Here is a 12,391-nt window from a genome sequence, read left to right as displayed (position 1 = left end):
AGGCGGCCGTCACCATCGCCTCAATCCTGCTCTGGATCTGACCTTTGAAGACGATCTCTAGAAGCCGGTTCCGGAGCGCCATCAGGTCTTGGGCGGTGGAGGCGTCGAGCTGGCCGTGTGCGGTGTACCAGTCCGCGTGGGCCAGCACGCGGTCGCATCCGTGCAGCTGGGCGAGTCCGTGCAGAAGGGAGCCGGCCTGGTCTTGGTACTGGCAGGCGTCCTCGTGGAGGGAGTGTGCGGCCCAGGCGGTGGCGGTGGCCTCGGCGAGTGCGGCTGCGTCGGTGCCCGCGCGCGGGTCGACGCCGGCCAGGAGGGTACGGGCGCGCTGGTCGAGGAGGTGCAGCCAGGCAGGAGCGTCGGGAGAGGGTTCGGGCAGCGGGGTGGTGCGTGCGCCGGCGAGGTTTCGGCCGGCTGCGACCAGGAGGACCTGGTTGTCGCCCTCGGCGGTGATGACGCCCTGGGTGATCCCCAGGTAGTCGGTGATCATGTTGGCACGGAACATGCCTTGTGCGCCGAGGCGTTCGCGGCATTCTTGCAGGGCGGCAAGGGCGGTCGCCGACAGGAGCGGCTTGGTGAGCATGGCCAGGGTGGAGGCATCCGGGTGGGGGGCGTTCGCATCGCTCAGGGCGGCTCGGGCCCGGTTGCCGAGCGCGGTCGCGGCGTAAAGGCGGGCCGCGATAAGGGTCAGCGGGACGCGGACGTTGTCCCGGTCGATCATGGGGACCTGGCTGGCGGTGAGCAGCTGTCGTGCGTAGGACACGGTGATCCACAGCGCCGCGCGGGCTGCGGCGAGCGAACCGCAGGCGAGTCCGACACGGCCCGTTTGGAGCTGCGCGATCGTGTGATGGAAGCGGGCTCGCAGGCTTTCCAGGCTGCTGTGGAAGCGGCCGTTGGCATCGAAGTGCGCGATGTCGCCGGCGAGCCAGCCCTCCTCGGGCACCACGGCGCCGTCGAAGCGGATCAGCGCGTTGTCCATGGGACAGAAGCCCTTGTCGGGCAGGCGGTGCACACTGACTCCGGCCGGTTCCTGCTGCGCTCGGGCCAACGGGAGCAGGAAGGGGAAGACACCCTCGTCGCGTCCGTCCGCGATGAGGCGGGCGGCCACCACGGTCATGCGCGGCACGGTTTCCTCGGCCACGTTGGGCATGAACTTGACTGCCGCGGGTGTGGGCGTGTGGAGGGTGAATTGGCGCAGCTCGGGATCCCAGCGGGCTTCTGTGCGCAACTCCAGAACATTGCTGCCGTAGCCGAGTTCGGTGAGCAGGAACACGCCGACGTGTCCGGCGTCGTCCAGCGCTGAAAGTGCGTGCTCCTGTGTTTCGTTGGCGTGCCCGAGGCGTTGAAGGGCGCCGATGGTGAGGGTGAAGTGTCCGCTGAGGATGGGGAAGAGGTCGGGGGCGGCGACAGCTGCCCAGTCGAAGAGGGCGAACATGGCGGCCGGGTCGGCGGCGATCTTCCGCGAGGGGCCCAGGAGCGCGACGACGCGGCGCAGCTGCTCGTACGCGACTCGGGCGCGGTCGGTGTCTGTGCGCGCTGAGTCGCTGGGGACGATGACCTCTCTGACCGCGCGGCGTACCGCCTCGTCGGCCTCGTGCCGGCCACCGTGCACGAAGGCGGCCAGCGCCTGCGTGACGGGCTCTGCGGTCGGAGGTGTCTGTGTGGAGGTCACGAGGGGTCCTTCCTGTGGAACTGTGCTGGGGTGTCGGAGTACTGATGGGTCGCCATTGATGGTGCGGGTTGGGGTGTGGTTGCGTTCGTGCTGGCGGTCGTCTCGGCTGGATCGACTTCCCGAAGACCGGCGCCTGTCCCGCCGCGCGGCCACAGTGGATATAGCGGTTTCCGCCCGGCTGGGGGCTGCCGCAGCCGACACCGTGGTAAATCCGGGGCGGTCAGTGGCTCCGGTCGGCGGCGACCAGGTCGGGCTGGGCTTCGATCAGGCTGCCCGCCCCGATGGCGAAAGAGATACCGCGCCACCACTGCTCCATCACCAGACCCACCACGGCTGCTGCGTACTCCGGGGGAGAAGCCGGCCACGTGGCCCCTGTGAACGACCGCGGCGAAGTGCTCCCAGTAGGTGCGGTGCGTATGACGCAGGAACGTATCTGCGTTGATCCGGCCGTCGTGGAACAGCAGCAGAACGACCAGGCCGTACTCGACCATCAGCATCGGCAGTACGCCACTCTCGACGCCGTCTGCCAGGGCCTCGTGCACCTTGAGCTCGCCCCGGCGCCGGACGCCGTCGACATACGCGTTCGGCGTCAGCTGCGCGTTCATCATCGACACCGTGCGTTCGTAGCACTGCAACAGGTCGTCCTGGAGGAAGGAGCCGCGGGCGAGGGCCAGCACGCTCTGTCCCTCTCTTCATGGCGCAGGTCCGGCCAGAGGCCGACCCAGTCGTTGGCCAGACCGGTGACCAACATGTCGTCGTGACCTGCGGTGCCCGCGGGAACAGATGAGGTGGCGTCCGAAGACGCCGCTGTCGGGCCCCCGGGGGTTCCGCCAGTCGTCGCGGTCGGCATACACCCACGCCGACCGGCCGTCGGTGCGCGCGCCACGATGGTTCGCTTCGCCGCGACGCTCGGTGTCGAAGTGGGCCATGTGCAGGTGCCGGGCCCGAAGTTCGGCCGGGAGCGCGGATATACCCCACAGCAGCTCCAGTTCCCTCAGGGCCGGCCGCCGCCCGTTTGGTCGATGCTGTACTCGAAGTAGAAGGCGTGGTCGAGCAGTGCGATGTCGTGCTGTTGCCCGTACCGGTGGTCCGCGCTGAGCAGCGCCATCCACCAGCATCCCACGGCGATGTTCGGGCAGGCGGCCGCCCCGCCACGTACGCGTACGCCGACATCGAGATCCCTCCCGATCCGGTCCCGCACCAGCGCGACAGGATCACCTACGGTCTGGAGCACTGCATCGCCCCTTTGATGACCTCTCTCGGTGGCTCCTGCATCCCACCGTCACCTGAACGAAGCCATCGAGGCCGCCTGCCGACTTCGCAGCTCTGAAGGCGGGCGAACTCCCTGCTTCCTCCCCCCGCAACGGAGCAGCCGGAGCCCGCCCGATCGCCATGCCTCGGCTCCGCAACAGCCAAGAGCGAGTTGGCGGCGGGGGAGAGGTGGGCCAGGCGGCGACCTGGTTGCCTCTCGGGGTACGGCGGCGGACACCGTAGAGCATGGATCGCCTCGCCCGGATCGCGGTGGGCCTTTCGGATTCCCGGCACTCGCTGGAGTGGTTGCCTGCCTTTCGGACTCCGCCGTCTCGCTCCTGACGTACGATCCGCTGACTGGACGCGTCGTTCACCTCACGTACATGCGAGGTGAGGGTTACCGGTCGGTCTGCGGCTGCCGCGCCGACACGAAGAGGGATCATGCTCTCGCGGAACCGTCCACTCCCCCTCAGAGGAGATCCGCGTGACTCGCTCCATGATCGTCCGGTCGGCCGTACTCGCCGTAACCACGGCCCTGACGGCGGCGGCTCTGGCTGTGCCCGCCTCGGCCGAGGGCAGCCATCGTTCTTCCGGCCGTTCTCTGCCGACCGTCACTCCCCGCGCGGAGACGCCGGTGCTGCACGACGACGACGAGGGTGGCAACGCCGACGCGGACGACCCGGCGATCTGGCGTAACGCCGCGGCCCCCGGTCGTAGCCTCGTCGTCGCCACCGCCAAGGAGGGTGGTCTGCGTGTCTACGACCTGGACGCTCAGCTGGTGCAGTCGATAGCCGCGCCCCCCGCCGCGGGTGAGGACGACGCCCCGGGGCGGTTCAACAACGTGGACCTCGTGCACGGGCTGCGGCTCTCCTCGGGGAAGGCCGACCTGGCCGTCACCAGCGACCGCGGCCACGACCGACTGCGGTTCTACCGCATCGACCGCGACCACGCGGGCGGCCCGCTGACCGACGTCACCGACCCCGCCGCGCCGCCCGTGTTCTCCCAGGACCAGGCCGAGATCAACGACCAGCGGACCGCCTACGGCCTGGCGACCTGGACGGATCCTGTGACCGGGAAGTCCTACGCCCTGGTCAGCCGCCGCGAGCGCACCAGCATCGCCCTCCTGGAGCTGGTGCCCGCCGCGGACGGCAAGGTCACCTACCGAAAGGTCCGCACCCTGGACCTGCCCTCCTCCTTCCGGCTGCCCAACGGCACCTCGTGGTCCCCGTGCGGCGAGCCCGGCGAGCTGCCGCAGGTCGAGGGCATGGTCGTCGACCCGGCCAACGGCATGCTCTACGCCGGCCAGGAGGACATCGGCGTCTGGCGGATGCGCGCCGACCTCACCGGCACGCCGAAGCTGATCGACAAGGTCCGCGAGTACGGCGTCCCCGGTACCTACGACGAGGAGACCGAGGAGTGCACGCCGGGCACCGATCCCGGCTACGGCGGCACGAAGATCTCCGCCGACGTCGAGGGCCTGACGCTGCTCACCGAGCCCGACGGCGACGGCTACATCCTCGCCTCCAGCCAGGGCGACAACTCCTTCGCCGCCTACGACCGCGAGCTTGAGGACGCCAACGAGTACGAGGGCGGCTTCCGCGTCGCGCCCGCGAACGGCACCCTCGACGGCTCCGAGGAGTGCGACGGCGCCGCGGTCCTGAACGCCCCGCTCGGCTCCAAGTACCCCAACGGTCTCCTCGTCGTTCAGGACGGCCACGACGCCCCGGGCGACGGTGACCGCGACGCGACCAACTTCAAGTTCGTCGACCTCGGCAAGGTCATGGACGCCCTCGACGACTGATCCCCTGTGGGCCCGTCCGGCTTCCGGCCGGGCGGGCCCGCGGCCCCCGTCCTCGCCGTGATCATCGACGATGGCACCCTGGTCCGGCTCGGCCTGACCGACCTCCGCGACGATGCAGGTCGGCGAATGCGCGCTCCACCATCCAGCGTTGGGTGCCCAGTCCCGAGCCGTGCTCCATGCCGCGCCGGGAGATCACCGGCTTGACGCCGAGGTCCCGGGCTGTCGGCGGAACTTGTCGTGGTCGTGGTCGTAGCCGCGGTCACCGAGCACGACGTTGGGGCGACGTCGTCGTTACCGAAGGCATCGGCCTGGTGGGCACCTTGGCCTGAGCGCAGGCGACGGAGTAGCCGAACCGGAACACCGGGTAGGTGCCCGAGGCGCGCCTGCTGTGGTCGACGTCCAAGGCGTAGTCCGTTCCGCCCGGAGACAGCCGTCTTGCTCTTTCGGCGCCCTTGGCCAGGGACTCCGAGTCGGGGAGGACGGGTTCCTTTCCGCCGGTGTCCGGGTGGGCGTAGGTCAGTCTGCTCGCCTGCGCCACGCCGAGCGGGAGGTAGGAGACGGTGCCGTCGGTCTCGGCGAGGTGCCGGGCGATGACCTCCTCCAGCAGCCCTTCCGGAGAGAAGGCGGTGCGGGGGCGAGCTGGCCACGGCCGCTCCCCTGGTCGCGGTCCTTCAGCTGGCCGACCACGAACGGGGCGGTCACGGCGGTCACGACCGCCAGCGCCGGCACCGCGATCGCGAGCCCTTTGCGGCGTGAGCGCTCGGACGGCGGGCGCTGGGTGGGCGATGGCGAGTCCGGCCAGGTGTGCGGCGCGGCGGCGACAGGAGGATGCGGATGCCGCACCCCGGTCGCGCCGGAAGGGTCCCCGATGGAAAGTCCCAGGGCGAGTGTGGGTGTGGCGGGCGGGACGCTCACAGGGGCAAGCGGATCGGCCCGCGCGGATCGCGGGAGAAGGGGCATGGATCCGGCCACGCTCGCCAGCAGCCGTTCCGGGGCGGGGCCTTGCAGCGGTCGACGAGCGACCACAGGCCCTTCTCTTTCCACTCTTCGAGCAGCTGCCAGATGCGGCGACCAGTCAGCCCGAACCCTGGAGCGCGACAGCGCCCGCCCCGAGATCGGTTCGGGACGGGCGCCCCACGGGCCCGGGGCCGCTTTAGCACGCCCACACTCTCTCAGCAGCCGCTGAGTCGGGTGCCCGGGGAAGTGCCCCGGGCCGGGAACAGGTGCTTGCTGACCCGTCCCCGGCCAGAGATGGTCTCTAGGCCGGCGCGCCGAAGAGCCAGTTGCCGGCCGCGTCGGCGTCCGCGCTGAGGTAGTACTGCCGCACGGCGGCCAGCAGCTCGTCGGTCGAGAGCCTGCCGTTGCCGTCCGCGTCCAGCTTGCGGAAGGCTTCGGTCCTCTTCTCGGGAGCGGTGCGGAAAACCTCCTGCCATGCCTGGAATTCCGGCTCGTCCACCTGGCCGTCCCCGTTGGTGTCCATCAGCGCCATCACTGCTTCCACCAGTGGGCGGAAGGAGGTGTCGAAGCCTTCGGGCGACTCGACGAAGGCGCCGGTCATGCAGTTCCGGTACTCGTCGCGGGTGAGCCTTTGGTCACCGTCCTGATCCGCGGCGGCGAGCAGGGCTTCCCAGAAGCGGGTCATGCCGTCCATCAGCGCGACTCCCCTGGGTGAGGTGACGGGCTCACCGAACTTCGAGAGCAGTTGGGCTCCCAGGGTCAGCAGGTCTTCGCGGTCGATGACTCCGTTGTCGTCGGTGTCGAAGTGGCGGAAGCACACATCGATCTTGCGGTGGACGAAGGGCGTTGCGACAGGGGCAGTCATACGTGGACCTATCTGTTAGTGCCGGAGACTTCCGGCAGGGGAAAGGGAGGTGGACCGTTGCATCCCGGGCTTTGCGACCGTCCCGGTGGTGGCTAGGTGGTCGAATGGCTCGGCGACGTCGGTGCCGAGGCTGATGCCCTGGAGGCGGGTGGTGCGGAGGAAGGGGATATTGGCTTCGCCGAATACGCCGCCCGACAGGCCTGTGCCGCCGACAGTGGGCAGTACGGGGAGCGTGCCGATGTGGCTGTCGTTGACTTTCAGCGTCCCGCCGTTGGTCACTTCGTCCGTGAATCGGTGGATGACGTGCGGGGCACGGCACCACAGCGAGTTGCGCAGTCCGTATCGGTTGGCGTTGACGAACGCAAGAACCGAGTCCAGGAGGGCTTCGTCCGAATCAGCTACTGACGTGGTGGCTTCCGGCACGACCACGCACAGGAGCGGAAAGAACGTCTCTTCAGTGACGGCGCTCATGGTCGAGGCCCGTTCAAGACCCTGCACACGCAGCAGAGCGGGCTGGATGAATGGGCCTCTGAGGGAGGGGCGGCCATCCACATCGACCATATCGCCCCCGCAGAGCAGTTCGGCGCCTCGCGCGACGGCATCGTCCAGCACGTCCTTGCACTGGTTCCGCTTGATGACCGGTGTGAGCACGACGTCGGGATCTTCGGGAGGCCCCACGCGAAGGGCCATAACCTCCTGATGCAACCGTCTTGTGAATTCGTCCGCTACGTCGGGATGCACCAGGGCAAACTTCGGTGCCAGGCACAGCTGCCCGGAACCGAGGTAACGTTCCAGCGCCGCCTGCACCGCACCAGCGAGGTCGGCGTCCCGCCAGACGACGAGGGCATCGTTGCCGGCCAGCTCCATGATGGGCTTCTTCCCGTGCTCCAAGCAGGAGCGTGTGAGCTCACCGCCCTGAGCCGAGCCGCCGAAGAAGAAGATGTCATCACAGTGCGGAGAGGCCAGCCAGGTACGCAGCATGGGTCGTGCCGGCGCGCACAGCACGCTCAGCGTGCCGGGGGGTGCGCCATGGTCAGCCAGCAGCGGGGCGACCAGCTCATGGAATGCATAGGCCACACTCAAAGGCACTGTCGGCGGCACGTTGACCACAAGTGCATTGCCCGCTGCCAGTGTCGGCACCCCGGAAAGGGCGGTGAGCATCGGCGCGTTGCGCGCCGGGTCGAGGCAGACCACGCCGTCGGGCTTGCGCAACAGTCGAACGAGTCGACCGGCTTGACGGCTTTCCCGGACCATCACCGAGCGCGCATAGGCCAGTGAGTCCGGGTGCGTCGCATTCAACGCGGCGGACAGCGCCCACCTGCCCACCGGCAGAGGTGTACCTTCGGCTATGAGGATGTCGAGCAGTTCCTCGGTCCGCTCCCGCAGCAGACAGTGGAAGGCGCGGGCGAAGTCCAGACGACGTTCAAGACCGACGCGTGCCCAGACCGGCTGTGCTTCTCGGGCCGCAGCGAGCGCCGCAGTGGCCTGCTCAGGGGTGGACCGCGCCACCCGCCCGACCACCCTGGGGTCGGCATGGTCCCCAGGCTGGGCACGGTTGTGGTCCAATCGCGCTTTGAGTGCGACCACCTCGTAGGTGTCGCGCAACATCGCGCTGCTCCTCGGCCAGTGCACCCAGCTCTCGCCATCAGCGTGTGCGCCTGCTAATAGGACCGGATAGCTCCGAGGCCCAGGCACCGCAGAAGAACTCATGCGGCATATCGTCCGTCCTCAGCTCACCGCTTCGCCCCTGCTCGAGCGCACTCCTCCCGGAAAGGAGGAAATCAGCGCAATGAGACCTGTGTCCTTCTACTGTCGTGATAGGTGAAGTCGGAGGCAAGCTCACGAGGTGTGGAGTCCAGGCCGCTCGGTCAGTCCTCCGGTCGAAACCGCCGACGAGCGGCCTCATGCCGCTGGCCATAGGCAGCCGCGTGCGAGTGGCAGCGGCCAGGCTGAATCCGACGGACCGGCTCATGACCGCGGATGCCGATACCGCGGCGCGCTTCGGCTCGAGCCTGCCCTCCGGGTTCGTAACCGACTGCGCCGGAGCCGCCGGCCAGGTTGGTGCGGACGCGATCGGCTACGCGGTTGGTGACCGCGAGGCGGCCCGTCCAACTGCTCCGGCCGGCGGCGCCGCGTACACCACCATCACCCCGACACCGCATGCTCAGGGCCCTACAGGCTGGGCAGCCCCGGCCGTTCGTCCGGCGCGCCATCGACGACCTCGGCCAGGTTCCGCAGCCGCGTGTCGGGCCTGACAGTGCACCCCCGCTCGGCGCCGGGGACGGGTCCCGCTGCCCGCCTTGGTCGGCGGGCTGACGCTTCTCGAGCCCGCCCCGAGGCCGGAAACCTCCGCGCCCCCGGTCGCGCACGGCTCGTTCCGGCAGCCGGGACAAGCCTTGGTGGCCGGCCAGCGCGCCTTGCGCACAACCGTACTCACCGACACCCCCCCCGGGCCGCTGATCGCCCGGGCTGTGCTGGGGCCGCCCACACGCTCCTCACCGGCACGCTCGCTTCCGCGCATGGCTGTCCACCTCAGCCCACGTCGACGGCGAGATCACGGTCCAGGAGTTCTCCCGCCTCGCGGCTCGCCTCCCGCGGGTGCTGCAAGAAGGGTGCGGGTGGGACAAGGCGGGGGGTGGGCACGACACGAGGTCGGGCCCACCCCCTTGGCGCGAGCGAGGTCAGTCGCGCCAGGTGTCCGCGAGGAGCACGGTGCTTTTTGTGGGAACAGCGGCTGTACGGTTTGCTCCGCTCTCCCAGGTGACGTTTCCTGCGGCGTCCTTGCGGATGTACTTGTACGTGAACGCGGTGCCGGCAGGAAGTTTCAGGTCGAGCTTCCAGACCGGGTAACTCGCCGGGTCCAGTTTGAGCGCGGCACCAGGCGTCCACGAACCGAGGGCGGGGATGTTTCCTACGACGTAGATGTTCTGGCCGGGAGCCGTGGTGGCCTTCACCGAGAAGGATGCGCCGGTCTCGGTTCGATCGTCGTCGCAGGGGTTGCCCGCACCGACGGCGGTGCCCTTGACGGTGACGTCACCGGTGCCCAGGAGATAGTCGGTGGCGTTGTTGTTGTCCCAGGTGCCGGCGCCGTCGTTGAAAGTCGCCCTGAGACCGGTGGCGGTGCCGAGGGCGACCTTCTTCTTCACCCAGCCGGCGCAGGCGCTCTCCATGGCAGCACCCGGTGCCGTCGTCCACGTGCCGCCGTTCGGGGCGTAGTGGAGGTAGTGCGCGGACCAGTTGTCGTCGGTGCTGTAGTAGACGGTCGCTTCGTTGCCAACGGGTTTGACGGCAAGCGCTCCGACGTGGAGGGCGATCGCGTCGTTGCCGTCGACCGTGGCGGTGAACCTGCCGTCGGAGCCGACGGTATACGTCGGGCCGGTACAGCCGGCGCTCGCGACCGGGTCGCCGTGCTGGACGTCGCAGTAGGTGCCGGATGGCAGTGAGGTCTGGAACGTCCGGGTGAGCGCGCCGCTTTCGCGGTTGATGGCGGTGAACGCCTTGGTGCCGCGGCCGAAGGCGATGGCGTTGCTTCCGTTGTCCCACCAGTTCGTGATGCCGGTGCCCTCGGCGGCGTTGCGGAACCCGACCATGTTGGTGATCTGCCGCCAGGCGTGCTGGCAGGACCAGCCATCGCGATAGCACGCGCTGACGTTGTGTCCGTTGGGGGCGCCGTCGTCATGACTGGCGAACGCATATCCGGAGTGGACCGACGGAGTCCCGTATGGGTGCGCGAGCATGAAGACGTGGGCGAGGGTGTACGTGGCGCCGTCGCGGTAGCTCAGGCTGCTTCCGTTCCGTTCGGTGTCGTGGTTGGCGACCATGCTGCCGCTCTGTCCCGAAGGCATGTACCCCCATGCCTCGCCGAAGTTCTTGAGGTAGGACAGCTTCTCGTCGGTGAAGATCCGCTTCAAGTCGGTCGTGTACCGGAACTCCTGGACGTCGCCGGTGCCGAGGTACTCCGTCGGTGAGACGGCCTCACCGGTGCCGTGGATCGCTTCCTGGATCCAGTAGATGTTCGGGTTGGTGAGCTTGGAGCGGATGGCGGTGAGGTCGCGCGCGGGTATGTGCTTGACCGCGTCCACGCGGAAGCCGTCGGCACCGAGGGCTGTGAGGTCGTTGAGGTAGCCGGCGAGCATCCTGCGGACGTACTCGCTGCCGGTGTCGAGGTCGGAGAGCGAGGGCTTGCCCACCTCGCCGAGCTCGCACTCCTGGACGTTGTAGCGGTCGGCGTAGTTGCTGCCGATCGGGCGGCGGCACGTGTGGAAGTCCGCGTCGGAGTAGCTGCTGGGGTAGTTGTACTTGGTGTACCGAGTCCCGGCGGTGCCGGTGCCCGCACCGGACGTCATGTGATTCAGGACAGCGTCGACGATGACCTTGACCCCCGCGCTGTGGCAGGTGTCGACCATGTTCCTGAAGGCGGTGCGGTCACCGAGCGGCCCTTGGATCTTGTAGCTGACCGGCTGGTATGCGGTCCACCAGGCGCTGCCCTGGATTCGTTCCTGCGGCGGTGAGACCTGGACGAATCCGTAGCCCTTCGGTCCGAGTGTTCGCGTGCACTCACGCGCGATGGAGTCGAAATTCCACTCGAACAGGACGGCGGTGACCTTCTTGGCCCCGTTGGCGTCGGGAGAAGCCGCCGCCGGTTGGGCGGGAGCGACGATCACGAAAGCAAGACCGAGCGTTACAGCGGCGGAAGCTAGGACCGCCGTGATCCGTCTGGACACGGCTTGGAGACCGATCCTCATCTGGGGAGCTCCTCGTGCGGATGCGGGTGCGCCGGGATGGACGAGCGAGGGACCGGCCCGTCCACCCCAAGAGCGTGGAAGCTTTTGCTGCAATTTTCAGTAAGACCTGAGCAAGTTAGGTGTGAACTCCGAGGGTGGTCAAGGGTTTTGACGCACTTCGCCGCATGCAAGCAGCTGTGAGGGCGAACGGGCGAACGGGCGGCCGAGGGGCAGCTGGTGCGCGAGGCGCATCATGACGTGTCGCGGCGCAGCCCCGGAGGGCTGGCGAAAGCCACTGTCGGCAGGTGGCTTTCCGGACAAAGACGCCTGGAGGGGGCGCTGTCAGCAATGGATCAGACTGTGAGGTGCAGATCGACGCCCGCCGGCCTTGAAGCCTGAGGTCCCCCCTGGCGCTTGATGCAACCACGAGTGACAGAGGGTGGGATGCCTCGCGCGACCGGATAGCGTCATCAGTACGCCCACTGAGTCGACACAGTCTCCGATCAAGGCATGCGGATCGAGCAGGCGGATCGAGGCAAGCGGCTGGAACGATGACGGGAACACCTTCGTCTGTGTCCGGCTCTGATCGAAAACCTGCCACGCCTCCAGCCCCCTGATCGGTACGCAGCACCGCCCAACGGACTGCGCCGTGGACACGAGACATCGCAGGAGCAGCCCGTTTCCCTGTCCGTCATCGTCTCCGCACGCGAACCGCGGACCGTCGAAGGACGGGATGCCTGCACGGCCCTGGCCGCGAGCGCGAGGCCGCCCTGGGATGGTCAAAGGTGACGGACCGCGACGGGCACTTGAGCAACCGCGACGACCGCCATCTGTCCCATCCGCAAGGGCCAAAGCGTCAGGCTCCGCACCGAAGCATCGATTCACCTCGGTGCAACCGATGCCTTCCGGGTCACCTCTTCGACCTGCGGCGTTCCTGCAGCGAGGAGGGCGCTCGCCCACGTGCTGCCGTCGGGCCGGAAGCGCTCCAGGCCCGGCCGGGGACGTTGCTGTACGCAAGGGTGAGCGCGGCGGTCGGGCTACGGCGTGGTCGCACCGTGGCCCCGGCACTCCGGTCGTCGAGTTGACGGTGAAGGCGAAGTTTCGCTTGCGGGACGGACCGGTGG

7 protein-coding genes are annotated in these 12,391 nt (G+C 68.5%); 2 read left to right on the top strand and 5 right to left on the bottom strand.

The window, feature by feature from the left end; all coding sequences use genetic code 11:
* Positions 1–1,669, bottom strand: a 1,669-nt coding sequence (locus IE145_RS32230; protein WP_189528970.1) for an acyl-CoA dehydrogenase family protein, incomplete at its 3' end; no start/stop codon positions are given.
* Positions 1,670–2,085: 416 nt separating this feature from the next.
* On the opposite strand from IE145_RS32230, the gene IE145_RS32225 reads away from it, so the two are divergent.
* Positions 2,086–2,430, top strand: a complete 345-nt coding sequence (locus IE145_RS32225; protein WP_189528969.1) for a hypothetical protein — start codon at positions 2,086–2,088, stop codon at positions 2,428–2,430.
* Between the two features lie 233 nt (positions 2,431–2,663).
* Here IE145_RS32225 and IE145_RS32220 read toward each other — a convergent pair whose 3' ends face one another.
* Positions 2,664–2,903 carry a hypothetical protein gene (locus IE145_RS32220; RefSeq protein ID WP_189528968.1) on the bottom strand — a complete coding sequence of 80 codons (240 nt, stop codon included), beginning with the start codon at positions 2,901–2,903 and terminating at the stop codon, positions 2,664–2,666.
* A gap of 513 nt (positions 2,904–3,416) precedes the next feature.
* Here IE145_RS32220 and IE145_RS32215 point away from each other — a divergent pair.
* Positions 3,417–4,721 (top strand): phytase, encoded by a 1,305-nt coding sequence (locus tag IE145_RS32215; protein WP_189528974.1) that lies wholly within the window; start codon positions 3,417–3,419, stop codon positions 4,719–4,721.
* Positions 4,722–5,979: 1,258 nt separating this feature from the next.
* On the opposite strand, the gene IE145_RS32210 is transcribed toward IE145_RS32215, so the two are convergent.
* The 3 genes from IE145_RS32210 to IE145_RS32200 all read right to left on the bottom strand — a co-directional run bounded on the left by IE145_RS32210 (position 5,980) and on the right by IE145_RS32200 (position 11,288).
* Positions 5,980–6,543 carry an EF-hand domain-containing protein gene (locus IE145_RS32210; protein WP_189528967.1) on the bottom strand — a complete coding sequence of 188 codons (564 nt, stop codon included), beginning with the start codon at positions 6,541–6,543 and terminating at the stop codon, positions 5,980–5,982.
* A gap of 15 nt (positions 6,544–6,558) precedes the next feature.
* Positions 6,559–8,151 carry an aldehyde dehydrogenase family protein gene (locus tag IE145_RS32205; protein ID WP_229826006.1) on the bottom strand — a complete coding sequence of 531 codons (1,593 nt, stop codon included), beginning with the start codon at positions 8,149–8,151 and terminating at the stop codon, positions 6,559–6,561.
* Positions 8,152–9,224: 1,073 nt separating this feature from the next.
* Complete coding sequence (locus tag IE145_RS32200; RefSeq protein WP_229826005.1) at positions 9,225–11,288, bottom strand: carbohydrate-binding module family 20 domain-containing protein; 2,064 nt, start codon at positions 11,286–11,288, stop codon at positions 9,225–9,227.
* Between the last annotated feature and the right edge of the window lie 1,103 nt (positions 11,289–12,391).

It is taken from the genome of Streptomyces sindenensis (genome assembly GCF_014649035.1).
Taxonomy (GTDB): Bacteria; Actinomycetota; Actinomycetes; order Streptomycetales; family Streptomycetaceae; genus Streptomyces; species Streptomyces sindenensis.
Note: the sequence above shows the minus strand (reverse complement) of the source record. Positions and strands in the feature narration are given on the sequence as shown.